24 protein-coding genes and 1 pseudogene are annotated in these 25,836 nt (G+C 69.7%); 13 read left to right on the plus strand and 12 right to left on the minus strand.

Going from position 1 to position 25,836, the window contains the following annotated elements; translation table 11 throughout:
• Positions 1-67 precede the first annotated feature (67 nt).
• Positions 68-1,186 carry a phosphoserine transaminase gene (serC, locus tag OG718_RS25550; RefSeq protein ID WP_143639734.1) on the plus strand — a complete coding sequence of 373 codons (1,119 nt, stop codon included), beginning with the start codon at positions 68-70 and terminating at the stop codon, positions 1,184-1,186.
• Positions 1,187-1,286: 100 nt separating this feature from the next.
• Here the strand turns inward: serC and OG718_RS25555 are convergent, their stop codons facing one another.
• The 3 genes from OG718_RS25555 to OG718_RS25565 form a co-directional block, all read right to left on the minus strand.
• Positions 1,287-2,840, minus strand: coding sequence for a cellulase family glycosylhydrolase (locus tag OG718_RS25555; RefSeq protein ID WP_328845262.1), 1,554 nt, complete (start codon positions 2,838-2,840; stop codon positions 1,287-1,289).
• Between the two features lie 176 nt (positions 2,841-3,016).
• Entirely contained in the window at positions 3,017-3,862 is an 846-nt protein-coding gene (locus tag OG718_RS25560; RefSeq protein ID WP_143639729.1) for an ABC transporter permease, read from the minus strand.
• The gene (locus OG718_RS25565) at positions 3,859-4,944 is read right to left on the minus strand and encodes an ATP-binding cassette domain-containing protein (RefSeq protein ID WP_373466203.1); all 1,086 of its coding nucleotides are present in this window, start codon (positions 4,942-4,944) and stop codon (positions 3,859-3,861) included. The genes OG718_RS25560 and OG718_RS25565 overlap by 4 nt, the downstream gene beginning before the upstream one ends.
• A gap of 49 nt (positions 4,945-4,993) precedes the next feature.
• On the opposite strand from OG718_RS25565, the gene OG718_RS25570 reads away from it, so the two are divergent.
• Positions 4,994-5,758, plus strand: a complete 765-nt coding sequence (locus OG718_RS25570; RefSeq protein WP_306938680.1) for a TetR/AcrR family transcriptional regulator — start codon at positions 4,994-4,996, stop codon at positions 5,756-5,758.
• 82 nt (positions 5,759-5,840) lie between these two features.
• Here the strand turns inward: OG718_RS25570 and OG718_RS25575 are convergent, their stop codons facing one another.
• Positions 5,841-6,833 (minus strand): WD40 repeat domain-containing protein, encoded by a 993-nt coding sequence (locus OG718_RS25575; RefSeq protein ID WP_328845263.1) that lies wholly within the window; start codon positions 6,831-6,833, stop codon positions 5,841-5,843.
• A gap of 88 nt (positions 6,834-6,921) precedes the next feature.
• Between OG718_RS25575 and OG718_RS25580 the strand changes: the two genes are divergently transcribed.
• The 3 genes and pseudogenes from OG718_RS25580 (at position 6,922) to OG718_RS25590 (ending at position 8,782) form a co-directional block, all read left to right on the plus strand.
• On the plus strand, positions 6,922-7,605 hold the full coding sequence (locus OG718_RS25580; RefSeq protein ID WP_328845264.1) for an SGNH/GDSL hydrolase family protein: 684 nt from the start codon (positions 6,922-6,924) through the stop codon (positions 7,603-7,605).
• Between the two features lie 87 nt (positions 7,606-7,692).
• Positions 7,693-8,241: pseudogene (locus OG718_RS25585) on the plus strand (Uma2 family endonuclease); the annotation flags it as partial.
• Positions 8,242-8,305: 64 nt separating this feature from the next.
• Positions 8,306-8,782, plus strand: coding sequence for a MarR family transcriptional regulator (locus OG718_RS25590; protein ID WP_328845265.1), 477 nt, complete (start codon positions 8,306-8,308; stop codon positions 8,780-8,782).
• Positions 8,783-8,820: 38 nt separating this feature from the next.
• Here OG718_RS25590 and OG718_RS25595 read toward each other — a convergent pair whose 3' ends face one another.
• The 3 genes from OG718_RS25595 to OG718_RS25605 form a co-directional block, all read right to left on the minus strand.
• Positions 8,821-9,474, minus strand: a complete 654-nt coding sequence (locus OG718_RS25595) for a hypothetical protein (protein WP_328845266.1) — start codon at positions 9,472-9,474, stop codon at positions 8,821-8,823.
• A gap of 56 nt (positions 9,475-9,530) precedes the next feature.
• Complete coding sequence (locus tag OG718_RS25600; RefSeq protein ID WP_328845267.1) at positions 9,531-10,556, minus strand: hypothetical protein; 1,026 nt, start codon at positions 10,554-10,556, stop codon at positions 9,531-9,533.
• A gap of 105 nt (positions 10,557-10,661) precedes the next feature.
• Positions 10,662-11,081, minus strand: coding sequence for a hypothetical protein (locus tag OG718_RS25605; protein ID WP_260695351.1), 420 nt, complete (start codon positions 11,079-11,081; stop codon positions 10,662-10,664).
• Positions 11,082-11,164: 83 nt separating this feature from the next.
• Between OG718_RS25605 and OG718_RS25610 the strand changes: the two genes are divergently transcribed.
• Positions 11,165-11,974, plus strand: coding sequence for a helix-turn-helix domain-containing protein (locus OG718_RS25610; protein WP_328845268.1), 810 nt, complete (start codon positions 11,165-11,167; stop codon positions 11,972-11,974).
• The gene (locus OG718_RS25615) at positions 11,971-12,231 is read left to right on the plus strand and encodes a DUF397 domain-containing protein (RefSeq protein ID WP_328845269.1); all 261 of its coding nucleotides are present in this window, start codon (positions 11,971-11,973) and stop codon (positions 12,229-12,231) included. Before OG718_RS25610 ends, OG718_RS25615 begins: the two co-directional genes overlap by 4 nt.
• 145 nt (positions 12,232-12,376) lie before the next feature.
• Here the strand turns inward: OG718_RS25615 and OG718_RS25620 are convergent, their stop codons facing one another.
• Positions 12,377-13,666 carry an MFS transporter gene (locus tag OG718_RS25620; RefSeq protein ID WP_328845270.1) on the minus strand — a complete coding sequence of 430 codons (1,290 nt, stop codon included), beginning with the start codon at positions 13,664-13,666 and terminating at the stop codon, positions 12,377-12,379.
• Between the two features lie 271 nt (positions 13,667-13,937).
• Between OG718_RS25620 and OG718_RS25625 the strand changes: the two genes are divergently transcribed.
• From OG718_RS25625 to OG718_RS25635, 3 genes are all read left to right on the plus strand, one after another.
• The gene (locus tag OG718_RS25625) at positions 13,938-15,101 is read left to right on the plus strand and encodes a 4-hydroxybenzoate 3-monooxygenase (RefSeq protein ID WP_328847830.1); all 1,164 of its coding nucleotides are present in this window, start codon (positions 13,938-13,940) and stop codon (positions 15,099-15,101) included.
• Positions 15,102-15,208: 107 nt separating this feature from the next.
• Positions 15,209-16,912, plus strand: a complete 1,704-nt coding sequence (locus OG718_RS25630; RefSeq protein ID WP_328845271.1) for a methyltransferase — start codon at positions 15,209-15,211, stop codon at positions 16,910-16,912.
• 117 nt (positions 16,913-17,029) lie between these two features.
• Positions 17,030-18,022 carry an aldo/keto reductase gene (locus tag OG718_RS25635; RefSeq protein ID WP_143639710.1) on the plus strand — a complete coding sequence of 331 codons (993 nt, stop codon included), beginning with the start codon at positions 17,030-17,032 and terminating at the stop codon, positions 18,020-18,022.
• A 245-nt stretch (positions 18,023-18,267) separates the two neighbouring features.
• On the opposite strand, the gene thpR is transcribed toward OG718_RS25635, so the two are convergent.
• The 3 genes from thpR to OG718_RS25650 all read right to left on the minus strand — a co-directional run bounded on the left by thpR (position 18,268) and on the right by OG718_RS25650 (position 20,809).
• Positions 18,268-18,840, minus strand: a complete 573-nt coding sequence (thpR, locus tag OG718_RS25640; protein ID WP_143639708.1) for an RNA 2',3'-cyclic phosphodiesterase — start codon at positions 18,838-18,840, stop codon at positions 18,268-18,270.
• Positions 18,841-18,961: 121 nt separating this feature from the next.
• Positions 18,962-20,311 carry an MFS transporter gene (locus OG718_RS25645; protein WP_306938692.1) on the minus strand — a complete coding sequence of 450 codons (1,350 nt, stop codon included), beginning with the start codon at positions 20,309-20,311 and terminating at the stop codon, positions 18,962-18,964.
• 60 nt (positions 20,312-20,371) lie between these two features.
• Positions 20,372-20,809 (minus strand): MarR family winged helix-turn-helix transcriptional regulator, encoded by a 438-nt coding sequence (locus OG718_RS25650; RefSeq protein WP_143639706.1) that lies wholly within the window; start codon positions 20,807-20,809, stop codon positions 20,372-20,374.
• A 155-nt stretch (positions 20,810-20,964) separates the two neighbouring features.
• Here OG718_RS25650 and OG718_RS25655 point away from each other — a divergent pair, with 155 nt between their 5' ends.
• Complete coding sequence (locus tag OG718_RS25655) at positions 20,965-21,147, plus strand: hypothetical protein (protein WP_055616674.1); 183 nt, start codon at positions 20,965-20,967, stop codon at positions 21,145-21,147.
• Between the two features lie 69 nt (positions 21,148-21,216).
• Here the strand turns inward: OG718_RS25655 and OG718_RS25660 are convergent, their stop codons facing one another.
• Positions 21,217-22,668 (minus strand): NCS2 family permease, encoded by a 1,452-nt coding sequence (locus OG718_RS25660; RefSeq protein ID WP_306938693.1) that lies wholly within the window; start codon positions 22,666-22,668, stop codon positions 21,217-21,219.
• Between the two features lie 187 nt (positions 22,669-22,855).
• On the opposite strand from OG718_RS25660, the gene OG718_RS25665 reads away from it, so the two are divergent.
• Positions 22,856-23,137, plus strand: a complete 282-nt coding sequence (locus OG718_RS25665) for a DUF2530 domain-containing protein (RefSeq protein WP_143639702.1) — start codon at positions 22,856-22,858, stop codon at positions 23,135-23,137.
• A 134-nt stretch (positions 23,138-23,271) separates the two neighbouring features.
• Entirely contained in the window at positions 23,272-25,680 is a 2,409-nt protein-coding gene (locus tag OG718_RS25670; RefSeq protein WP_328845272.1) for an HAD-IC family P-type ATPase, read from the plus strand.
• Positions 25,681-25,836: the final 156 nt, after the last annotated feature.

Consider the following 25,836-nt stretch of genomic DNA (forward strand, 5'->3'; position numbering starts at 1 on the left):
CCCGAAGTGCGTCTCAGCCGACGGACGACGTTTCACCCACGTTTCCGGAAACGGCTACGCTCCCGTCGTGGCTGATATCCAGATCCCCGCTGACCTCAAGCCCGCCGACGGCCGTTTCGGCGCGGGCCCCTCCAAGGTGCGTACGGAGTCGCTCACCGCGCTCGCCGCGACCGGCACGTCCCTGATGGGCACGTCCCACCGCCAGGCCCCGGTGAAGAACCTCGTGGGGAAGGTCCGCGAGGGAGTGCGCGACCTCTTCCAGCTTCCCGAGGGCTACGAGGTGGTCCTCGGCAACGGCGGCTCCACCGCGTTCTGGGACGTCGCGACGCACGGCCTGATCGAGAACAAGTCGCAGCACCTCACCTTCGGTGAGTTCAGCTCGAAGTTCGCGAAGGCCGCCAAGCTCGCCCCCTGGCTCGCCGACCCGGACGTCATCACCTCCGAGCCGGGCACGCACCCGGAGCCGGTCGCCCAGTCGGGCGTGGACGTCTACGCCCTCACCCACAACGAGACCTCCACCGGCGTCGCCGCCCCGGTCAAGCGCGTCGCGAACGCCGACGAGGGCGCCCTCGTCCTCGTGGACGCGACGAGCGGTGCGGGCGGGCTGCCCGTCGACATCGCCGAGACCGACGTCTACTACTTCGCCCCGCAGAAGTCCTTCGCCGCGGACGGCGGCCTGTGGATCGGGATCTTCTCCCCGGCCGCCATCGAGCGCGCCGAGCGCGTCCACGCGAGCGGCCGCCACGTCCCGGAGTTCTTCAGCCTGCCCACGGCGATCGACAACTCCCGCAAGAACCAGACGTACAACACCCCGGCCCTCGCCACCCTCTTCCTGCTGAACGACCAGCTGGAGTGGATCAACGGCCAGGGCGGCCTCGACTGGTCGGTCCGCCGCACGGCGACCTCCTCGCGCACGCTGTACGGCTGGGCCGAGGACGTCAAGTACGCGAACCCGTTCGTCACCGACCCGGCCAAGCGCTCGCAGGTCATCGGCACGATCGACTTCACCGACGACGTCGACGCGGCCGCCGTCGCCAAGGTCCTGCGCGCCAACGGCATCGTCGACACCGAGCCCTACCGCAAGCTCGGCCGCAACCAGCTCCGTGTCGCCATGTTCCCCGCGATCGACCCGGCGGACATCGAGGCCCTCACGAAGTGCATCGACTACGTGATCGAGAAGCTGTGACCGTCACTGTCGAGCAGTTGTAACCGTCGTTCGTACGGCAACCGGGGCGCCCGGCACGACAACCGTGCCGGGCGCCCCTGTCCGTGTCATGGCGCCTGTCTCATGTCGCCGTGCAGCTCACCGCCGGTGCTCCGCCGCCGCCCGGCGCGCCTCCGAATCCGAAGCTCGCCGAAGCGCCCACCGCGACCGCCCCGTTGTGGTCGGCGTTCGACGCGACCACTGTCGAACCGCTCTGCGTGTACGAGGCGTTCCACATGCTGGTGACCTTCTGGGCGCCGGGCCAGGTCCACGTGACCTTCCAGGACTTGAGCGCCGTGGTGCCCGAATTGGTCACCTTCACGTCGGCGTTGAAGCCGCCGCCCCAGTCGCTGCCGACGGTGTAGGCGGCGGTGCAGGCCGCCCCGCCTCCGGGATCACCGGGGTCGCCGGGGTCACCCGGACCACCCCCGCCGCTCGGAAAGCCCGGTGCCTTCACGCTCGCCAGGTATCCGTCCTTCACCGTGTCCACGGTCGTCCAGTCGTCCTTCAGGATCCCGCCCGTGTCACCGGAGTTGGGGTTCCAGGACCAGAAGGTCCAGGAGATGCTGTCGGCGCCGTACGTGCTGGTGGGCCGGAGGTAACTCACCAGCGCGGCGAGCCACTTCTGGTCGATCGTCGACTGGAGCGTCGTACCGAACTCGCCCACCCACACCGGCGCGATGTTCTGCTTGAAGATGTAGCCCCAGTACTTGTCCCAGATGCCGGGCATGTTGGCGGGGAAGGACGGGTCGCTGAACCAGCTCTGCTGGGCCACGCTCGTGGCGTAGTCGTGGGCCGAGTAGACGACCCGGTTCGGGACGTCCAGCTGGACGGGGTACTGGGCGACCCCCATCAGGTTGCCGCCCCACCAGCCCGACACTCCGTTGAACGTCTGCACGCCCTCCACGAAGACCAGCAGCTCGGGGTTGACGGACAGGATCGCGTTGCCGGCGCGCTGGGCGGCCAGGCGCCAGTCCCTCGTCGTGTCGCCGCAGCCCCAACAGGCGGGATCGTGCGGCTCGTTGTGGAGGTCGATGCCGATCACCGTGGAGTTGCCCTGGTAACGGGTCGCCAGCGCCTTGAGGTTGGCGATCCACGTCGACTCCGGCACCGCGGAGGTGTACCAGAGCGGCGACTGGCCGGCCGCGTCCGGACGATGCCGGTCCAGTACGACCTTGAGGCCGCCCTGACCCGCGTACGCCACGATCCTGTCCATGATCTGGAGGGAGCCGAGGCCCTGGAGGTCGGCGTTCTTGCCGCCGGAGAAGTCGATGCTGTTGGGTACGGTGCCGCTCTTGAAGAGGTCGTCGCTGTAGGGCAGCCGGATGGTGTTGTAGCCCAGCGACTTCATCTGGTCGATCATGCTCTTGTAGTCGCGCGCCCAGAGGCCGTGGGGGGTGTAGTTGGCGGTCTCGAAGCCGAACCAGTTGATGCCGGCTATCCGTACGGGCTGACCGGCCGCGTTCAGGATCTGGCGGCCGCTGGTGTGCCAGTAACCGGCTCCGGGGGCGGCCGCCGCGGCCGCCCGGTCCACGGCGGCCGCCGGGTCGGCGTGGGCGGCCGTCTGCACACCGGCCAGCGGTAGCAGGAGCGCCGCGGCGGCAGCACACAGCGCTCTTCGCAAGCTGCGGAACATGTCGCTGCTTCCTCTCGGGAGGCGCGGCCCCGGAACGGATGGGAGCGCTCCCACCGCACCACGCACCCCCATGGAAGAGATCCCGCGTGGACACGTCAAGAAGTCGTGCGGTATTCGGGACACTTGAAGCCCCGAACACCGCACGTCCCCCGTAGCCGCACAAGCGCGACCGACTACTACTTGCTGAGCTTCTGGAACCTCCGCACCGCCAGCGGAACGAAGATCAGCGTGAGGACCAGCGGCCAGACGGCCGACATCAGCAGCGCGTGCTGCTCGACCCACGAGTCGCCGCTGCCCACCGGCGTGCCGAACAGTTCACGGGTGGCCGCAGCCGTCGACGAGATCGGGTTCCAGGCCGCCACATGGCCGAGCCAGTCCGGCATCAGCTGCGGGGCGACGAAGATGCTGGAGATCATCGTCAGCGGGAACGCGACCGCGAACAGACCGCCCGCCGCCTCCGGGTTGGGCACGAGCAGACCGAGCCACACCCCGAGCCAGATCAGCGAGAACCGCAGCCACAGCAACAGCGCGAAGGCGCCCAGGAAACCGAAGCCGCCGTCGGGCCGCCAGCCCATGGCGACCGCGGTGAGCATCAGGATCGTCAACTCCGCGCAGGCGACGATGAGATCGGTGACCCCGCGCCCGGCGACGACGGCGGACGGCGCCATCGGCATGGAGCGGAACCGGTCGATGACGCCCTTGGTGGAGTCGTACACGACGAGCGTCGCGGTGTTGATGAACCCGAAGGCCATCGTCATCACGAACATGCCCGGCATCAGGAAGTCCCGATAGTCACCGCCGCCGGGCACCTTCATCGCGCTGCCGAACACGTACCCGTACAGCAGCACGGACAGGATCGGGAAGCCCAACTGCCAGGCGATGTTGATCGGTTGGCGCTGATAGTGGGTGAGCCCGCGCCGGACGACGTTCCAGCAGTCGGCGAGCACCCAGTACGCGCGCCCGTGGTCGCTCTGCGCGGCCGGGCCGGGGGTGACCTGTGCGGTCGGGTCGAGGGTGGTCACGCCGCCGCCTCCTTCTCGTTCGACACGGCCTTCTCGTTCGACGCATCAGTCTCACTCGACGCATCAGTCTCGTTCGACGCGTCCGTCTCGTTCGACGCGTCCGTGCGGTGGCCGGTCAGGCGCAGGAACACGTCGTCGAGGCTCGGCCTGCGCAGGCCGATGTCCTCCACGCGCACGCCCTCGTCCTGGAGGGTGCGGGCCACCTCGGTGAGGGCGGCGACCCGGTCGGTCACGGGTGCGTGGACCCTCAACTCGGTCTCGTCCGACTCCGGTTCGCCGTCCGAGACCCGGGCGACGACCTTCACCGCCCGCGCGATGTCGGCCCGCTCGGCGACGACGACCTCGATCCGGTCGCCGCCCACCGTGCTCTTCAGCCCGTCCGGGGTGTCGTCGGCGATGGACCGCCCCTGGTCGATCACGGTGATGTGCGAGGCGAGCTTGTCGGCCTCCTCCAGATACTGCGTGGTCAGCAGCACGGTGGTGCCGCCGGTGACCAACGCCCGTACGGAGTCCCAGACTTCACCCCGGCCGCGCGGGTCGAGGCCGGTCGTCGGCTCGTCCAGGAACAGCACGTGCGGGGTGAGGATCATCGACGCGGCGAGGTCGAGGCGCCGCCGCATGCCGCCGCTGTACTTCCCGACTCCCTTGTCCGCGGCGTCGGTCAGGTCGAACTGCTCCAGCAGCTCGCCCGCCCGCAGCCGCGCCCGGCGCCCGCCCAGGTGGAACAGCCGGCCGAACATCTCCAGGTTCTGCCGGCCGGTGAGCACCTCGTCCACCGCGGCGTACTGACCGGTGAGCCCGATCCGGGCCCGCACCTCCCGTGGCTGCCGGGCAACGTCCAGCCCCGCCACCCGGGCACTTCCCCCGTCCAGCTTCACCAGCGTGGAGAGGATGCGGACGGCGGTCGTCTTGCCCGCGCCGTTCGGCCCGAGCAGGCCGTGCACCGTGCCCTCCCGCACGGCCAGGTCGAAGCCGTCGAGGGCACGCTTCTCCCCGTACCTCTTCTCGAGCCCCTCGGCCCGCACCGCGTAACCGCTCACAGCACTCCCCCAATTCCCTAAACTGAGTACGCCGTACCCCATTAAGAGTACACCGTACCCAGTTTTGGCCCAAGGGATTATTCTGAGATCCATGACAAGCGGCTCGGGCGGCACGGAGACCAGCGGGAGCGGAGACATCGTCCGCACCCTCCACCTGCTGTGGGACACGGGCCCCAGGCCCAGCCGCGGGCCCAAGCCGGCCCTCACGCTCGACCGGATCGTGGAAGCGGCGGTCCGGATCGCGGACACGGAAGGGCTGGAGGCCGTCTCGATGCGCCGGCTCTCCACGGAGCTCGGCACCGGCACGATGTCCCTCTACCGGTACGTCCCCGGCAAGGGCGAGCTGCTCGACCTGATGCTCGACCGCGTCCAGCGCACGGGCGACGACACGTCGGTCTTCGGCGGCAACTGGCGCTCGGCCCTGGAGGTGCTCGGCCGCGAAAGCCTCGCCCTCTACCAGCGCCACCCCTGGCTGCTGCAGGTCAACCAGTCCCGCCCGGTCCTCGGCCCCAGCGCCATCGACGGCATGGAGAAGGTGATCTCCCGCATCAAGCCCATGGGGCTGAGCGACCCGGAACTGGTCTCGGCGGTCATCATGATCGACTCGTACGTCATCGGGGCCGCCCGCTCCCAGCTGTACACGCGGGAGGCGGAGCGCAGGACGGGTCTGACGGACGCGGAGTTCTGGGCCGCCCAGGCCCCGATCCTGGAGCAGGTCATGACCGGCGGCCGCTACCCCGTCATGGCCTCACTCGCCGAGGACGCCTTCGGCTCCGACTTCGACCACTTCGACTTCGGCCTGCAGCGCATCCTGGACGGCCTGGAGGCACTGGTCGAGCGCAGGGGCGCCCGCTAGGGGCGCCCGCTAGGGGCGCGAGGAACTGCGCGACCGGCCACGTCGGACCCTCAGCCGTCGAACGACCCCTCCAGCGGCGCGATCAGTCGCGCCGCAGCAGTCGCTTGAGCCCGTAGATGACGGCCAGGGCGACCACCAGTGCAACAGCCCCCATCTTGATATCGGCGTTCATCCCGTCACCACCCCCGCCCCCGTCGGCCGAACCGCCTTCCCCGGAAGGCGACTTACCGTCTCCGCCACCCCCGCCCGGCACGTTCCCCGGCTCCACCGAGCTGCCCGAGCCCTCGCTCCCGTACAGCAGCGTGGATCCGTCGGGGGTGTACGCCATCGACTCGCCCTGCCCCTGGAGCGGCACGCTCAGCCGCCCCTCCTTCTTCACCTTCCCGCCGTTCCACTTGTACGCGAGGCCGCCGAAGTAGCCGCGTACGGCGAGCTGCTTGCCGTCGGGGGAGAAGGCGCCGTCGGTGACCCAGAGGTCGATGGCGCCGATGCGCTTGAAGGTGTTGGTGCCGGAGGGGGTGAGCTCGGCGGGTCCCTCGTACAGCCCTCCCCCGTCCTCGTTCTTCGAGACGATGTAGACGCGCCCGGTCTTCGGGTGGACCATCAGCGCCTCGGCGTCCCGTGCCCCGTCGGCGTACTTCACGTCGTACTGCGTGGCGCGGACGGTCTGGTTCTTGAGCTGCTTGGGCTCGGGCAGCTCGTAGATCCAGACGTGGTCCCAGGTGCCGCCGAGGTTGTCGCCGACGTCGCCGACGTAGAGATGGCCGTTCGGGCCCATGGAGATGGCCTCCACGTCCCGGGGCCGGCCGACGCCCGTCATCGTGACCGTGGCGACGGTCTCGCCGGTCTTGCTGTCGACGGCGTAGAGGAAGGCCCCGTCGTCGCTGTCGTTGTGGGTCCAGTAGACGCCGGGGTGGGCGCGGGAGGCGACGAGCCCGCTGGACTCGGTGATCCGGGGATCCTTGATCGTGAACCCGTCCGCCCCCTCCGAACCGGCGCTGTCGGCGGCAACGGCGGGCGCGACGAGCACCCCGGCGAGGAGGGCCCCGAAAAGGAACGCAAGCGAGCGACGCATGCCCCAAGACTGCCATCCCCGCCGCCGGTTCAGCGGGCGTGTCCAGCCTCACACCCTGCCTCTCACGCTGATCGTCCATGATGAGCGGATGCTCAGGTTCATGCCCGTCGGCGATTCCATGACCATCGGAAGCGCGGGTGAACACACCTGGCGTTACCGGATGTGGCAGCACCTGCGCGCGACGTACGGCGGCCCCTTCAAGATCGTCGGCCCGCGCGAGACGCTCTACGACAAGGCCACGGAGACCGCCGACTCGTACGAGTACGCCGACCGGGACTTTCCACTCGCCCATCTGGCGGGGTGGGGCGAGGGCTGGCACCACCTGACCCCGCTGATCGCGGACGCGGTCCGCAAGTCACGCGCGGACGTGCTCCTCGTCTCCCTCGGCCTGATCGACCTGGGCTTCTACACGAACGCGGCCCAGACGGCGGAGAACGCCCGCGCCTTCATCGCCGAGGCCCGCTCGGCGAACCCCCGCGTGGCGATGGTCCTCCTCCCGGTGATCCCGAACACGAGGGCGGAGACGGACGCGCCCTTCGCCCGCGAGGTCGGCCTCTTCAACGAGCTCCTCGCGAAGACGGTCGCGGACCTGGACGAGCCCGCGTCCCCCCTCCTCCTGGCCTCGGTCCCGCCCTCGTACGACATCACCCACGACACGTACGACGGCACCCACCCCAACGCCTCCGGCGAACACAAACTGGCGGCGGCCTTCGCCGAGGCGATGCATCAGGCGTGGGATGTGGGCGGTCCGTACGAGGCTGAAAGGGCCTGACCGGATCGGGGCGTGGCCTGGTCACCGTGCGTGTCGTTGGGCTGCGTGGCCGCACCCGTCGGGGGGCAGCCGGGGAGGAGCCCCACGATGTCCGACGTCAACGCCCGGACCCTGGACAAGCTGTTCGACCAGGTGCCCGTTCCCGAGGGTTACAAGGGCGAGATCGTCGAGGGAGCGATCTGCATCGCGCCACATCTCGACATCCACTGAGAGACCACTCTCGCCATCCTCGAAGCACTCAATGCCGGGTTCGGCAACGACGTGCGGGTCTTCTCGGACGTACGCATCGACTTTCCCGGCCACCTGAACGGCTTCGCCCCGGACGTGGCAAAGCTGCGGGATGGTTCCGAAGCGGATGCCGAGGGCCGTTGGCGCCACCAGGACGTCGAGTTCGTCGCGGAAGTCGTCGACCCGCACAGGGCCAAGAACGACTACGGCCCCAAGAAGACCGCGTACGCCCTCGCCGAGATCCCCGCCTACCTCATCGCCGACCCGTACCAGGGCAAGTGCCACCTCTACACTCAGCCCAAGGACGGGGAGTACGTCAGCAGACTCTCTGTGGCCTACGGCGCGGACGTCGACATGACAGGCACGGTCCTCGGCCTCACCCTCAAGACGGACGAGTTCCCCAGGAACTGCCACTCCGCCTCGTCCTCGGCCCTCTTGACCTCAACCAAACTTGAGCTCCTACGGTCGGCTCATGACCACACAGCAGCTCACCCCGTACCCCCGTCAGCAGCTCGCCGCCCAGCCCATCGGCTACTGGACGGGCGCCGCCTACCGCGAGGTGGTGGGCCGGATCCGCAAGGAGCTGGCGACGGAGTCGCTCACCCAGCCCCACTGGTGGATCCTCAACCACGTCGCCGCGTCCCCGGCCCGCTGGACCCGCTCCGAACTCGCCGCCAAGCTCACCCGCTACGACGACCAGGGCACCGACTTCACCGAGGTCTTCGACGACCTGGCGAACCGCGGCTGGACGACGGAGGACGCCACAGACACCGCCACCCTCACTCTCACCGAGGCGGGAGAAGCCGGCCGCGTCCGCGCCAAGGAGCGCAACCTCCGGGCCCACGAGCAGACGCACGCCGGGATCACCGAGGAGGAGTACGTGGCCGCGCTCGACGTCCTGCGCCGGGTGATAGCGAATCTGGGCGGGGACAGCGACCTGCCGGAATGACCGGCCGGATGAGCTACCGGAACAGCTCCGCCGGTGCGTCAGGAACCGTCACCGTCGTCGATGAACCCGAACTGGCGGTTGAGACTGCTCATGTCCCAGTCGGCAGGTCCATCGGGTTCATCCGTCCATGAGAGGGTGCCGGGGAAATCGGCGTCCTCATACGTCGCCTCCCACTCTTCCTCGCCCGGCAGCATCGCGATCCACGGCGGGGAGGAATCCAGGGCGTCTGCCACGAATGCCAGCAGAGCCGAGAACGACGCCCCGAGCGGATCGTCGTCCCGGACGTACCCCTGCACGGGGTCGTAGCTCCCGATACATCCCGTCCTCGTGTCGACCGTCATCTCCAACGGGCCGAGGCTGCCGATGGGCACGTACACGGGCTCGTCGCTCTTGAGGACGTGCCACTCGGTGTAGGAACGCGCGATCTCCTCGGCGCCGTACAGAACGAAGCCGGGCGGGACGACCGTGACGAGCCCCGAGCCGTTGTGTCGCAGCAACGACTGTTCGACGTCCGGCGGAAGGCGGATGCCGGCCTGGTCCGACAGTCGCGCGATGTCGTCCCGCCCGGCCGGCCCCGGCAGTTGATCCTCAGGCGCATACCGAGCCAGCCACCGCTCGACCTTCTCCCACGACTCGTCGACCGTCAGGAGACCGCCCCCTTCAGTCGCGCGATGCCGCCTCGCTTTCAGCATGCCCTCGACACCGGCCTGCGGTACGCGGATCCACAGGCCCGGTACAGCCGGACGCGCTACGCAGGGGCAGCACACTCCTGTACGCGCGTCCGCCACTGCTCGGAGAGCGGCTGGAGCTGGAGTGTCGCCTCGAACGCGGCTGCCGTGCGGCAGCGGAGGCAGTGGGTTTCGTCGTTGCGGGGGCGGAAGACGTGTTCGGTGCCGGGACCGGGGCAGGTCACCAGGCCCCGCCGGGCCGGGGGCGCGGCCTGCTCGGGCGGTGGGGTGGGAGTCACCTGACGCCTCGCCGCCGGTAGCTTCTGGATCAGGCGGTGGCGTAGAAATCCGACCGCCGAGCGGATGCCGTCCGTCGGGAGGCCGGTAGTCAGGGCGCGGCGGAGGTCCGGCGCCGAGACGCCCCGCCGCAGCCACTCCGCTGCCGCGTCGGCGAGGAGACGGGCCTCGCGTACGCCGAGGAGCAGGTCACGGTGCGTGTGGCGGAGGGACAGCAATACCCCTTCCGCCTCGGCAAGTTCGGGGGCAGGGGCGGGGGCGGTCCCGGGTTCCGCCTCGGATTCGGGTTCGGGTTCCTCGACGACAGGCGTTTCATCGGCATCCGGGGCCCGGCGGTCTTGGGGTGGTGGGTGGGGAAGGTCTTTCACTCCCAAGTCTTCTGTCTGGGGAGAGTCACCGACCGTCCGCTCCCCCGGCCCACCGACCGTCGGCGGACGCTCACTCGGTACGTAGTCATCCACGTCCGCGCCCGGCCCTCCCTCACGGACCCGGGACGCCTCGTCACGCGTGAGGGTGACATTGGCGAGGAGTTGTTCCGTGACCCAGCGGCCCCGCGCGCCTTGCTCCCGCCACTCGTGCAAGTAACCGCAGTCGGCAAGGAGTTGCTTGGCCTTCTGGTAGGCCCGGCCCTTCAGACCCAGCCTGGCCGCGTGTTCGCTGAGCGGCTTGGGGGCGGCGGCCTCGGACTCGGGGAGCCCCTGTACGTACAGCAGCAGAACCTTGGCGTCACTGTTGAGCCGCGAGTGCCGTACGACGTCGTGCGAGGCTTTCGTGTAACGCCGAACCGGCGCGATAGCATGCCGAAGCATCTCTGGTGGACGTCCATCCACTAGGAGTGAAGGTCCTCGGTCGGTGTTGGTAGCACCTCCGGGGACCGCTCCGTACACGAATACATACGGAGTGTGATGTCGCGGTCACCGTACAGCACTGATCAAGCGACCCACCACTTCACGCAGCAACTCCACCTCCACGAACGGCACTTCGGACGTCGGCTCCGACCGCCACTCCAACGGCCAGGTCAGCCCACCCAACGCGGGCACCCCCACGTACGCCCAGCCCTGCGCGTCCCGGCCAAGGGCGCGCGCCCCGGCGGGCCAGCGGTAGCCGGTGACACTTTGCGGGGGCAACAGGAAGTACATGTACCGGCGTCCCGTCGCCTCCCGGACGATCGGGCCCGCCTGAAAGTCCGTGAACTGCATGAGTTCGTACGCCACTTGTTCTGCAAGAACGCCCGCGATGCGTACGGCGTCGAAGTGGATGCCGGCGTGACGGAGGCCGTGTCCGGAGGCGGGGATCCAGGCGTGCACCTTGCCCGCTGCGATTTCCGAGTTCATGGAGCAAATGCTTACGGGCCGTCACATACTGTGACCAGGGTTACGCAAGGTCCGTGCACCTCTGTGCACTTGGGGAGGTCGTTGTGCACTCCAGTGAACGCGGGTCGGAGTCCTTCGGTGTGCTGTTGCGGTTCCACCGCGAACGGGCCGGGATGACGCAGGAAGGGCTCGGCGGTCACGTCGGGTATTCCAAGTCGCAGGTGGCCATGGTGGAGCGTGGCGAGCGACCGCCCAAGGGCAAGCTGGTCGAGACCGCGGACCAGGTGCTGGGTGCACAAGGTGCACTACTGGTGTTGGCGGAGAAGGAGTTCGGGGACAGCGGGCTCCGGACCTGGACCGAGGACTACCTGGCGGAGGAGAGGAAGGCTTCCGCGCTGCACGTGTACCAGACCCATCTGATCCCCGGTTCGCTCCAGACCGAGGCGTACGCACGGGCTGTCTACACCTGCAATCGCTACCCGACTCTGGACGACGACGAGATCGAGAAGCGGGTGGCGGCACGGCTGGAGCGCCAGCAGCTTTTTGAGCGCAAGCCCTCGCCGAGCGTCAGCTACGTACTCGAACAGAGCACGCTCACACGGCCGTTGGGCGGCCCGGCGACGCTGAAGGAGCAGCTGCACCACGTCCTCGCCATCGGCCGACTCCGCCACGTGGAGGTCCAGGTCATGCTCCACGACCGGCAGGCGCACGCCGGACTGAACGGCCCCATGATCCTGCTGGAGACAACCAAGCGTCACCAGCTCGCCTACATCGAAGGGCCGAGCGGCGGCTACTTCGTGAGCGAACATCCTGACCTAGGGGACCTGTTCGGCAAATATGGCATTCTGCGGGCACAGGCCCTCACTCCCGAGGAGTCCGCGAAGCTGATCGAAGAGGTGGCGCGGGAGCTATGAGCACGGACCTCAACTGGTTCAAGAGCAGCCACAGCGGCGGCGAGGGCGAATGCCTAGAGGTAGCCATGCAGTGGACCAAGAGCAGCTACAGCGGCAGCCAGGGCGGCGAATGCGTAGAGATAGCCATAGCCCAGACCGCCCCCACCACCATCCACATCCGCGACTCCAAAACCCCCGCCGCTCCCACCCTCAAGGTCACCCCCACCGCCTGGTCCGCCTTCCTCCCACACGCCTCCGCGCGGCGGACGCAACCGTGACTCGTGATGACCAGGTCGCCCGGACCTTCGCCCCGCCCGGCGCCGCGAGCAGGCAACGCAAGCGCGGATCGTTCTTGAACTGGCTGGCGGAGGGCGGACTACCCGATCTCACGGGCCCCGTGGAGAAACCCCCTCCCGAGGGACCTCATCCCTCCGCCGCCGCGCTGGGCGCCTCCCGAGGCGAGGCCGATGTCCCCGCCCCCGCACCACCCCCGTGATTCTCCGGCGCACGCAGCGAGCGAACCTGAGGTGACAGCAGCGCCATCGCCGTAGCCCCCACCACCAACGCCGAACACCCCGCCAGAGCGGCCGCCGTGCCCACCGCCGAAGCGAGCGGCCCCGCGGCCAGCAGGCCCAGCGGGGCGAGGGCCAGGGAGCCGAACCATTCGTACGAGCTGACGCGGGAGATGATCTCCTCGGGGATCTCCCGGTGGAGGGTCGTGGTCCACAGGACGCTGAAGACGTCCGTGGAGACGCCCGCGCAGAACATCGCCAGGGCAACCGTCCAGACGGGCGCGCGCAGCGCGAGCAGGGCGATCGGTACGGCTGCCGGAAACGTGGCCAGCACCGCCACGAGTACGGGCCGGGACACGCGGACGCGGGCGGCCAACCCCGCCCCCGCGATCGTGCCCAGCGCCTGCGCGCCGACGATCAGTGACCAGGCACGAGCCCCGCCGAAGTGCTCCTCGGCCACCAGGGGACCGAGCACGCCGACGTTGGCGTTGAGGGCCGCGACGACGAACGCGTACTGGGCGACCACGGCCCACAGCCACTGCCGGGAGGCGAACTCCCGCCAGCCGTCCCGCAGATCGGCCCAGCCGGAGGACACCTTCCTCGGGCGGGCCGTCACCCGCAGCCCTCTGATGAGGAGGGCGCTGAGGGCGAAGGAGGCCGCGTTGAGGGCCAGCGCCCAGCCGGCGCCGACGAACGCGACGGTCACGCCCGACAGCGCGAGGCCCAGCAGCATCGAGGTGTTGGTCCCCATCTGCAGTACGCCGTTGGCCTGTTGGAGCCTCGACGCGGGCACGATCAGCGGGACCACGCCCGTCATCGCCGGCGCGAACAGCGCGGTGGCCGTCCCCGCCACGACGGCGAGCAGGCACATCGCCGCCAGGGGTGCGTGCCCGGTCAGCACCATCGCGGCGAGACCCGCGTAGGCCGCCGCCCCGAGCAGGTCGGACACCACCATGAGCCGCGAACGCGACACCCGGTCCGCGATCACACCCCCGACCAGGATGAACACCAGCTGCGGCAGCGCCTGACAGGCCAGGACCAACGACAGTCGGCCGGGACCGGCCCCCGGCAGCTCCAGCACCGCGAAGGCCAACGCCACCCGCGCGAAGGCGTTCCCCAGCACCGAGACCGTACGAGCCGAGAACAGCAGCACGAACCGGCGGTCGCGCCAGAGTGACGGATCCGTACCGGGGGTTCTCATGGGCGGACACCGTAGTGGTGGATCGCCCGAACGGCTTACCCGTATTGGCGCCGCGGAAGGCGAGCGAACAGCACTACGGGCAGCGCCCGCAGCATTGCCCGCGGGCATCGCCGCGGGTCAATACACCCCGCATCCGCCCTGCGTGGTGATCTTGGCGATCAAGCCAGGCATTCAGGTGATTTCGGTGAGACAACCGGTTTTAGGCTACTTAATATCTGGTTCCGTGACAGACGGGAAGAGTCGGCGGCGGTCGGCCGGACACGTGACCGGTGTGGTCGTCCTCGGGGCCGGGCCGGCCGGGCTCGTGCTCGGCAACATCCTTGTGGACAGGGGGATCGACTGCGTCGTCCTGGAGCGGGCGGAGCGCACGCATGTGCAGACGCGGGCGCGTGCCGGGTTCCTGGCAGCCAACACCGTGCGGATCCTGGATCAGCACGGTCTCGCCGAGGGGCTGCACCGGCACGGGCAGATCCACAGCACCTGCGAGTTCCGTACCGAGGACGGCCGGTTCCGGCTGGACTACAGCGGGTTCGGGCAGGGCGAGCGGCACACCGTCTACCCCCAACAGGAGCTGGTGTCCGACCTGCTGGCGCGGTTCCTGGACCGCGGCGGACAGATCCGATTCGGCACCGAGGCCGTGGCCGTGCGCGACGCCGACAGCGAGCGGCCCGAGGTGACCGTGCGTGAGCCGGACGGGCGGCCCGGCCTGTGGCGGGCGCGGTACGTGGCCGGCTGCGACAGGCGGCACGGCGCGGCCCGGCGTTCACTGCCGGCCGGCACGGTCCGCCACCACCGCGATCACGGCGTCACCTGGCTCGGTCTGCTCGCCGAGGCGCCGCCCAGTCTGGACGCGGTCGGATACGCGGTGCACGAGCGCGGGTTCGCCGGGCACATGGCCCGCACCAGCGAGGTCACCCGCTACTACCTGCAGTGCGAGCGCGGCACCCCGGCCGACGCCTGGTCCGAGGAGCGGATCTGGGACGAGCTGGAGCTGCGGATGCGGGCGCGGGAGTACGGTCCGTTGCGCCGCGGACGCCTCGTACAGCGTTCCGTCGTCGACCTGGAGTCCGACGTACTCGAACCGCTGCGCCACGGCGCGCTGTTCCTCGTGGGCGACGCCGCCGGTCTGATCAGCCCGTCCGCCGCGAAGGGCGCCAATCTCGCGGTCCTGGAGGCGGAGGTCCTGGGCCGCGCCCTGATCGACGACCTCATCGTCGGGGACTCCAAGGGCCTCGACGCCTACTCGGCGCGGTGTCTGACGCACATCTGGCGTGCGCAGGACTTCTCGCACTGGATGATCGGGCTGCTGCACGGCCCGTCCGGCGCGGACGGCGAGTCGCTGTTCCACAACTCCCTGCGCCGCTCCCGCCTCACCTCGCTGCGCACCTCGCGCAGCCAGCAGGACTGGTTCGCCGAGCACTACGTCGGCGTATAGCCCCTGTCCCGTCGCTGCTTCCCAATATCCCGTCGCTGCTTCCCAACTCAGCACCCGCGTACGTCCGTACGCGTACATCCGAACCCCGGAATGAGGATCCACCCGCAATGATCACGGCATTGTCGGGCGATACGTCCCGCCTGCGCGCGACGGTCGACTTCGTCAAGGAACAGGACACCGCCACGCTGCTCCCGCTCCTGCTTCCCGGGCTCGACGGCCCGGAGCTGCGGGCCCTGGCGGAACGCTGCGGCTTCTCGCACGCGGCGCTGCTCGTCTTCCCGCCCGACGAGGCGGCGCTGGACGCCGCGCTCGCCGACTGCGGGCTCGTCGCGGACGCGCCACCGCGGCCGAGTGTCATCGTGCGCGAGCGTCTGGCCGTACGGCACAAGCGGAGTGCGGCGGAGCTCGACGTCGGCATTCTGCGCCCCGCGGTGGAGTGCCTGGACGGGGTGCGGCGCATGGTCGAGGTGTTCGCGCTGACCGTGCCGCCGGGGTCGGACCTCGACACGGTCGCCGCGCACGAGCGGGAGCAACAGCACGAGACGCATGTCGCCTTCGAGGTCGAGACGCCGGACCCGCTGGTGCTGCGCGGCCTGTGCGCGGCCTTCGGGCGGTACGGCGCGACCCCGGACGGCGGCGGCTACAACCCTCACGAGAACGGCACGGTGTTCTACTTCACCGCGCCCGCCGAGGCCAAGGCGGCCGGGTACCGGCGCGTGGAGCTGTACGTCCCCGGCGACCACCGTGACGTCCTCGCCGCCCACCTCGACGAACACCGCAGGCGGCAGCCCGCCGAGACCCTGCTGCGCCTGCTGACCGGGGCGTGGACGACGCAGGCCCTGGCCGCGTTCGCGCGGCTTGAGGTGGCCGACGCGATGGACGAGGAACGAGCCGTCGGCGTGGCGGAACTGGCGCGGGACCTCGGTGCCCTCGCGCCGAACCTGGCCACCCTGCTGCGCTACCTCGCCATGCTCGGCGTGGTGAGCGAGGACCGCGACGGTTTCCGGCTCACGGACATCGGCGGGCTGCTGCGCGCGGACGCCGAAGGGTCGATGCGGGCGCTGGCGCTGATGTACGGGGGACCGTTCTACGAGTCCTTCGCCGGGCTCGACCACACCGTGCGCACCGGACAGGTCGCCTTCGAGCGGCGCTTCGGCGAGAACCACTTCGACCACTTCGCCCGCGATCCCGAACTCGCCGGACTCTTCGACCGGTCGATGGCCGCCGGTTCACGGATGTTCGACCCACTGCCCGTCCACCCGGTCCTCACCGCGGCGGCGGAAGGAGCCACCGTGGTCGACATCGCAGGCGGCAACGGGGAACTGCTCGGCCGAATCCTTTCCGCACACCCCCGCCTGCACGGCGTCCTGCTGGAGCGCCCGCACACCGTCGAGACCGCCCGTCGCCTGCTCGGCGCGGCCGGCCACACGGAGCGGTGCGCCTTCCGGGCGGGCGACTTCGCGGACGTACCGGAGGGCGGCGACGTCTACGTCCTGTCCCGCGTCCTGCACGACTGGGACGACGACCGCTGCGTCGAGATCCTGCGCCACTGCGCCCGTGCGATGTCCGGCACCGCCGATCTGCTCGTCGTCGAACGTGTCCTGCCCGCCGACGGCTCGGCCTCGCTGGCCACGGCCTGGGATCTGCACATGATGTGCAACGTCGGCGGCCGCGAACGGAGCGCCGACCACTACGCCCGGCTGTTCGCCGACGCGGGCCTCACCCTGGTGGACCGGGCACCGCTGCCCCTGGACGGCAGCGTGCTGCACGTCCGCAGGAGCGACCCGGCGAACACCGGTTCCAAGGTCTAGGAGTTGAGCCTCGTCGCACGCGGGGCGGGCGTCCGCCCCGCGTGCGCGCGTGATCGGGCGGACGTGTCCCCGGAGTGGTGTTGCCTAGAGCGCACTCCACGACGTTGGCTATGAGTCATGAAGTACACGCAGCTGGGACGCACAGGACTCAAGGTCAGCCGACTCGTGCTCGGGACGATGAACTTCGGTCCGCAGACCGACGAGGCCGACAGCCACGCGATCATGGACGCGGCGCTGGACGCGGGGATCAACTACTTCGACACCGCCAACGTGTACGGCTGGGGCGAGAACAAGGGCCGTACCGAGGAGATCATCGGCAACTGGTTCGCCAAGGGCGGCGAGCGGCGCGACAAGGTCGTGCTCGCCACCAAGGTGTACGGGAACATGGCCGCCGACGGCGACGCATGGCCCAACCACGACAAGCTCTCCGCGCTCAACATCCGCCGCGCGGTGGACGCGAGCCTGAAGCGGCTCCAGACCGACTACATCGACGTCTACCAGTTCCACCACGTCGACCGCCGCACTCCCTTCGAGGAGATCTGGCAGGCCATCGACGTGCTCGTACAGCAGGGCAAGATCCTCTACGTCGGGTCCTCCAACTTCCCCGGCTACAAGATCGCCCAGGCCAACGAGATCGCCGCCAAACGTGGCGGAACCATCGGGCTCGTCAGTGAGCAGTGCCTCTACAACCTCGCCGAGCGCCGCGCCGAGATGGAGGTCGTTCCGGCCGCGCAGGAGTACGGGCTCGGCGTCATCCCGTGGTCCCCGCTGCACGGCGGTCTGCTCGGCGGTGTCATCAAGAAGGAGGTCGAGGGCGGGCGCCGGGCGAGCGGCCGGGCCGCCGACGCCCTCGCCAACACCGCCATCCGCGCGCAGATCCAGTCGTACGAGGACCTGCTCGACAAGCACGGCATCGAGCCCGGCGAGGCCGCTCTGGCCTGGCTCCTCACCCGCCCCGGCGTCACCGGCCCGATCGTCGGCCCGCGCACCGCCGAGCAACTGGAATCCGCCCTGAGGGCCGTCGAACTGGAACTGACCGACGACCTGCTGACCGGCCTCGACGAGATCTTCCCGGGCCCGGGCCCGTCCCCGGAGGCCTTCGCCTGGTAGCAGCACGTGAAAGGGCGCCCCGGCAGGGGCGCCCTGAAGGGGCACGGGGCTGTGACATGTGCGGCTCCGCGCGTGGGCACGACCAGCCACGACGGGTCCGCGGCCGACAGCGCGCCGACGGAGGCGGACGGCTACCTGCCGACCGCGGCCGCCATCGCCACCACAACGAACATCAGCACAAGAACACCGGCCATGATCCGGTTACGCGTCTTCGGGTCCACGCCATCGAGCGTAACCGGCCACCCTCACGCCCCCGCGCCGAGGGGCCACCGCCCGTGCACCTCATACCGCGGCTGCTCCCCCGGCACCCCCGAGTCGGGCAGCCGGCTCCGCATCAGGCACAGCTCGCCGACCGTCCACCCCCGCCCCTCGAACCCGTCCAGCACGGCCACGTACGGAGCGAAGTCCGCCTCCTCCCGGCTCCGCGCCAGCGTGAGGTGCGGCCGGTACCGCCGGTGCTCCTCCCGCTCCACCCCCGCCTTCCGCCCGGCCGCCCCCGCCCGCTCGGCGAGCAGCCGCAACGTACGTACGTCCCCCGCGGCGCCCGCCCACAACGCGCGGCCCCCGAAACGGCCGCCGCCCCGCAGGGACAGGGGGAACGGTTCAGTCCGCCGCGCCGCGCGTTCCAGCCGGACCGACAGATCCGGTACGAGTTCGTCGTCGACCTCTCCGTAGAACGCGAGCGTGAAGTGCCAGCCGGGCAGGCCCGTCCAGCGCAGCCCCGGGCCGGGTTCCGGCAGCTTCCTCAACTCGTCGACCACCGAGGCGAGTTCGGCGGTCGCGTTCTCCGGGGGCAGCACGGCGGCGAAGAGTCTCATGGCGTCACCCTGCCAGGCGGCCCGTAAGGGGCGCGGGGCTGCGTCGATACGCGGCTCCGCCGGGTGGGCGCGACCGGCCGCGGCGGACCCGCGGACGAATGACGCGCTCCCGGCGGAGGGTTCAGGCTGCGGTCGCCAGTGCCCGTTCCCTGGGGACGAAGCGGACCTGTGGGTGGCCGTGGTGCCAGCCCACCGACAGGCGCAGGCCGCCCACGCGGGCCAGGGCCAGGCCGACGGTGACCGCGGCCAGGGCCGAGATGACTCCGCCGATGGCGAAGCCGATCCGGGGACCGTAGGCGTCCGTGATCCAGCCGACGACGGGCGCCCCCAGTGGCGTACCGCCCATGAAGACCATCATGAACAGGGCCATGACGCGGCCGCGCATGGCCGGGTCGGTGCCCATCTGGACCGCGGTGTTCGCCGTGACGTTGACGGTCAGGCCGGCGATTCCGATGGGGACCATGAGGAGGGCGAACAGCCAGAAGGACGGGGCCAGCGCGGCCACGATCTCCAGGACGCCGAAGGCGACGGCGGCCGCGACCAGCACACGCGCGCGGGCGGTGCCACGCCGGGCGGCGAGAAGCGCGCCCGCGAGCGACCCCACGGCCATCAGCGTGTTGAAGAGGCTGTACGCACCGGCGCCGGCGTGGAAGACGTCGTCGGCGTAGGCCGAGAGCCAGACCGGGAAGTTGAAGCCGAAGGTGCCGATGAAGCCGACGAGGATGATCGGCCACATCAGGTCGGGGCGGCCGGCGACATAGCGCAGGCCCTCGCGGAGCTGGCCCTTGGCACGCGGGGCGCGCTCGACCTGGTTCAGCTCGCGGGAGCGCATCAGGAGCAGACCGGCGATGGGCGCGACGAACGACAGTCCGTTGAGCAGGAACGCCCAGCCCGTGCCCACGCTCGTGATGAGCAGGCCCGCGACGGCGGGGCCGACGAGACGGGCGGACTGGAAGTTGGCGGAGTTGAGACTGACGGCGTTCTGCAGCTGCTCGGGGCCGACCATCTCGGAGACGAAGGACTGCCGGGCCGGGTTGTCGATCACCGTGGCGAGGCCGACGGCGAAGGCGGCGACGTAGACGTGCCAGACCTGGACGTGGCCGGAGATGGTGAGGAAGGCGAGCGCGAGGCCCGTGAGACCCATGGCGGTCTGGGTGGCCAGCAGTGTGGGGCGCTTCGGGAGGCGGTCCACGAGGACACCGCCGTAGAGGCCGAAGAGCAGCATCGGCAGGAACTGCAGGGCCGTGGTGATACCGACGGCGGCGGAGGAGCCGGTGAGGCTCAGCACCAGCCAGTCCTGGGCGATGCGCTGCATCCAGGTGCCGGTGTTGGAGACGACCTGGCCGGTGAAGAACAACCGGTAGTTCCTGATCTTCAGCGAGCTGAACATCGAGGAGCGGGGCTTGGGAGCGGACGGGGAGTTGTGGGCGGCAGGTGCGGGGGCGGAGTCTGCTCCGGGTCCCGTACTCAACGGCGTTCGCCTCCTTGGACGGGGGTGGGTTCGGTGCGCGCGGCGTGCGGGTGCGCGCGGTTACAGATGCGCGAGTTTCTCCAGGACGGGGGCGGCCTCGCGGAGCTTCGCCCAGTCGTCCTCGTCGAGGCCCTCGACGAGTCCGGCCAGCCACGCGTTCCGCTTGCGGCGGCTCTCGTCGAGCATGGCCTCGGCCCGCTCGGTCTGCGTGACGACCTTCTGGCGCCGGTCCTCGGGGTGCGGCTCCAGCTTGACCAGGCCCTTGGCTTCGAGGAGCGCCACGATGCGGGTCATCGAGGGCGGCTGCACATGCTCCTTGCGGGCGAGCTCGCCCGGGGTGGCCGTGCCGCAGCGGGCGAGGGTGCCGAGCACCGACATCTCGGTCGGGCTCAGCGACTCGTCGACCCGCTGGTGCTTGAGTCGACGTGACAGGCGCATCACGGCGGATCGCAGGGAGTTCACGGCGGCAACGTCGTCGCCATGGGTCAGGTCAGGCATGTTCCTTAGAGTAACTCATTACTCTCGCTAAAGACCACCCGTGCGCACGCCTGATGCCCGTGAAACGGGACACTGACGCATTTCATCACTCATACGAGTGAGACCGCTCCGGAAAGTGACCCGAGGGGCGGCCGGATACGGCAACCCTCGACCGCATGGGGACCAGCGTGCTCAGCCTGCGGATAGACGGGGAGCTGCTCGATCGGCTCCGGCACCATGCGGCCAAAAGGGGAATGAGCGTCCAGGACTATGTCGTCCGGACGCTCGTTCGCGACGACTTCGACGAGCGGTTCCAGACCGCGGTCGAGGAGACGGAAAAGTTCTACGGGGTCACGTGAGCCCGGGAGCCCGACCGTTCTGCGGGGTCACATGAGCCCCGCGGCGGGTCGGGCATCAGGCCTCAGGTCTCAGGTCAGGCCCAGCGCCGGCATCAGGTAGTAGAAGGCGAACACCGCCGACACCACGTACATCGCGACCGGTACGTCCCGCCCGCGCCCGGCCGCCAGCCGCAGCACGACGAACGTGATGAAGCCCATGCCGATGCCGTTCGTGATCGAGTACGTGAACGGCATCATCAGCATCGTCACGAACGCCGGGATCGCGATGGTGTGGTCGCTCCAGTCGATCTGGCGGATCGAGCCGGAGAGGATCAGGAAGCCCACCGCGAGCAGCGCGGGCGTGGCTGCCTGGGACGGGACCATCGTGGCGACGGGGGTCAGGAAGAGCGCGACACCGAAGAGCGCGCCGGTGACGACGTTCGCGAAACCGGTGCGCGCGCCCTCGCCGACACCCGCCGTGGACTCCACGAAGCAGGTGGTGGCGGAGGACGAGGTGGCGCCGCCCGCGGCGACCGCGATGCCGTCGACGAAGAGCACCTTGCTGATGCCCGGCATGTTGCCGTCCTTGTCGGTCAGCTTCGCCTCGTCGCCGATGCCCATGATCGTGCCCATCGCGTCGAAGAAGCACGACAGCAGCACGGTGAAGACGAACAGCACACCGGTCAGTACGCCGACCTTGCCGAAGCCGCCGAAGAGGCTGACCTGCCCGACGAGCCCGAAGTCGGGGCTGGCGACCGGGTTGCCGGGCCACTTCGGGGTGGTCAGACCCCAGGAGGGCACCGTGGCGACGGCGTTGATGACGACCGCGACGACGGTCATGGCGACGATCGAGATCAGGATCGCGCCCGGCACCTTGCGCACGATCAGCGCGAGCGTGAGGAGCGTGCCGAGCACGAAGACGAGTACGGGCCAGCCGTCGAGGTGACCGGTCCCGCCGAGTTGCAACGGCACGGTCGTCTGGGCGGCGTCCGGGATGCGCGAGACGAAACCCGAGTCGACCAGGCCGATCAGCATGATGAACAGGCCGATGCCGATCGCGATGCCCTTGCGCAGGCCGAGCGGCACGGCGTTCATCACGCGCTCACGCAGACCGGTGGCGACGAGCAGCATCACCACGAATCCCGCGAGCACCACCATGCCCATGGCGTCCGGCCAGGACATCCGGGGCGCCAGCTGGAGCGCGACGACCGTGTTCACGCCGAGGCCGGCGGCGAGCGCGATCGGTACGTTGCCGATGACGCCCATCAGGAGCGTGGTGAACGCCGCCGTCAGCGCGGTCGCGGTGACCAGCTGGCCGTTGTCCAGCTGGTGTCCGTACATGTCCTTCGCGCTGCCCAGGATGATCGGGTTCAGCACGATGATGTAGGCCATCGCGAAGAAGGTGGCGAAACCGCCACGGATCTCGCGCGACAGCGTGCTGCCGCGCTCCGAGATCAGGAAGTAGCGGTCGAGCGCGCCGGAGCCGGACGAGGGGTCCGGCTGCTTGGGCGCGGAAGCCTTGGCGGGGGCCGAGGTGGGCATGCGGGGACCTCATCGCCGGCGGACATCCCCGATGCCCAGGTGGCGTTTCGTGATTTGGCGTTTCATACGAACGGAAGTGGCCAGAAACAAACAGTTTCAGTATGAACATACGTCACGGAGAACGCTATCTCCGCGCGTAGACATGACCGCCCGTGCATGGTCCTGATCACCTCGTAAGCTGTCCCCCATGGCAGGGTTTTTTTCGGGATCCCCGAAACACGAGGCGCCGGAGCCCCTGGAGGGTCCCGTGGTCGCCACCATCACCGGTGGCACGATCCTCTGGTTCGTCCTCTTCCTGGCGCAGCTGCCCTTCTACAACTGGTTCGACGACCACGGACACCTGTGGTGGCTCTGGACCTGCCTGGCCGGCGCGGGCCTCGGCCTGATCGGCATCTGGTACGTACGGGGCCGCGACGCTGCGATCAAGAGGGACGAGGCGGCACAGGAGCCGACTCCGGACGCCACTTAAGGGGCGTGCCCCCCGCGGAGCGACCGGTTCCGCTCGGGTCCGTACAACTACGGCATCATTCCGGGTCCTCCCCTGGTCGGATCTTTGCCGCACTCGGCGGGTGAAGCCGTATATCCCCCCGTACCGTCGGATGCATGACGCACATCGACGCGGGCGCCGAACTCGACCCTGTGCATCCCCACCCCATACCCGCCCCCGCGCCGAGGGCGGTGGGCCTCACCGCGGCCGAGGTCGCCGAGCGGGTGGCGCGCGGCGAGGTCAACGACGTACCCGTGCGCAGCAGTCGATCCACGGTCGACATCGTCCGCGCGAACGTGTTCACCCGGTTCAACGCGATCATCGGCGTGCTCTGGGTGGTCATGATGTTCGTCGCGCCGTTCCAGGACACCCTGTTCGGCTACGTGATCCTCGCGAACACCGGGATCGGCATCATCCAGGAGCTGCGCGCGAAGAAGACCCTGGACTCGCTCGCGGTGATCGGCGAGGCGCGGCCGACCGTGCGAAGAGACGGGGTCGCGGCCGAGGTCGGCACCTCCGAGATCGTGCTCGGGGACCTCATCGAGATCGGGCCCGGCGACAAGATCGTCGTGGACGGCGAGTGCGTCGAGGCCGACGGTCTGGAGATCGACGAGTCGCTGCTGACCGGTGAGGCGGATCCGGTCGTCAAACAGCCCGGCGACCAGGTCATGTCGGGCAGCTTCGTGGTGGCGGGCGGTGGCGCGTTCACCGCGACGAAGGTGGGACGCGAGGCGTACGCGGTACAGCTCGCCGAGGAGGCGAGCCGGTTCACACTGGTCCACTCCGAACTGCGGACCGGCATCTCCACGATCCTCAAGTACGTGACGTGGATGATGATCCCGGCCGCGGTCGGCCTGGCCATCACCCAGCTCGTCGTCAAGGACAACGACTTCAAGGACTCCATCGCACGGGCCGTCGGCGGCATCGTGCCCATGGTCCCGGAGGGGCTGGTCCTCCTCACCTCCGTCGCCTTCGCGATCGGGGTCATCCGACTTGGCCGGAAACAGTGCCTCGTCCAGGAACTTCCGGCCATCGAGGGCCTCGCCCGCGTCGACACGGTCTGCCTCGACAAGACGGGCACGCTGACCGAGGGCGGCATGGACGTCACCGAGCTGCGCTCCCTCAACGGCAGCGACGAGTCGTACGTACGGAAAGTGCTCGCCGCCCTCGGCGAGTCGGACCCGCGGCCGAATGCCTCGCTCCAGGCCATCATCGACGCCTACCCGGACCAGAAGGACTGGCGCTGCGTCGAGTCGCTGCCCTTCTCCTCCGCTCGCAAGTACAGCGGGGCGTCCTTCAGCGAGGGCGGCGGCGAGTCGAGTACGTGGCTGCTGGGTGCGCCGGACGTGCTGCTGCCGTCCGAGGACCCGGCGCTCGCCGAGACCGAGCAGCTCAACGAGCAGGGGCTGCGGGTGCTGTTGCTGGCCCGGGCCGTCAAGGACCTCGACGATCCGCAGGTCCAGGAGGGCGCCCGGCCCACCGCGCTCGTCGTCCTGGAGCAGCGGCTGCGGCCCGACGCGGCGGACACCCTGCGCTACTTCGAGGAGCAGGACGTACGGGCCAAGGTGATCTCCGGCGACAACGCCGTGTCGGTCGGCGCGGTCGCCGCCAAGCTCGGGCTGGCCGGCGCCTCCGCCACGGTCGACGCGCGGCGGCTGCCCACCGAGAAGGAGGAGATGGCCAGGGCCCTGGACGAGGGGACGGTGTTCGGGCGCGTCACGCCGCAGCAGAAGCGGGACATGGTGGGCGCCCTCCAGTCGCACGGCCACACGGTCGCGATGACGGGCGACGGCGTCAACGACGTGCTCGCCCTCAAGGACGCCGACATCGGGGTCGCGATGGGGTCCGGGTCGGAGGCGACCCGGGCCGTCGCCCAGATCGTGCTGCTGAACAACAGCTTCGCGACCCTGCCGTCCGTCGTCGCCGAGGGGCGACGGGTCATCGGGAACATCACGCGGGTCGCGACGCTGTTCCTCGTGAAGACGGTGTACTCGGTGCTGCTCGCGGTGATGGTGGTGTGCTCGCAGGTGGAGTACCCGTTCCTGCCACGGCACTTGACCCTGTTGTCGACGCTGACGATCGGTGTGCCGGCGTTCTTCCTGGCCCTGGCGCCCAACAAGGAGCGGGCCCGGCCGCACTTCGTGCGGCGGGTGATGCGGTACTCGATCCCGGGCGGGGTCGTCGCGGCGGTCGCCACGTTCGCCACGTATCTGATTGCTCGTCACCACTACACGGGCGAAGGGGCGTTGGATGCGGAGACCAGTGCGGCGACGCTGACGTTGTTCCTGATCGCGATGTGGGTCCTTGCGATCATCGCGCGGCCTTACACGTGGTGGCGGGTGGGGCTCGTTGCCGCGATGGGACTCGGCTTCGTGATCGTGCTCGTCGTGCCGTGGCTCCAGGAGTTCTTCGCACTGAAACTGGTCGGAACGACCATGCCGTGGGCGGCCGTCGGCATCGCGGTGGTGGCTTCGGCGTCGCTGGAGTTCGTGTGGAGGTGGGTCGACCGGAAGTTCCCCGCGTGAGCGCTCCGCTTGGGGCCGGGTTGGTGAGGTCCGGGGTGCGGGTGCGGGTGCGGGTGCGGGTGCGGGTGCGGGTGCGGGTGCGGGTGCGTGGGGGCTGGTCGCGCAGTTCCCCGCGCCCCTGGGGTGGGTGCGTGGCTGGCGTGGTGGATTCGCCGT

This window comes from Streptomyces sp. NBC_00258 (assembly GCF_036182465.1).
In the GTDB taxonomy this organism is placed as follows: Bacteria; Actinomycetota; Actinomycetes; order Streptomycetales; family Streptomycetaceae; genus Streptomyces.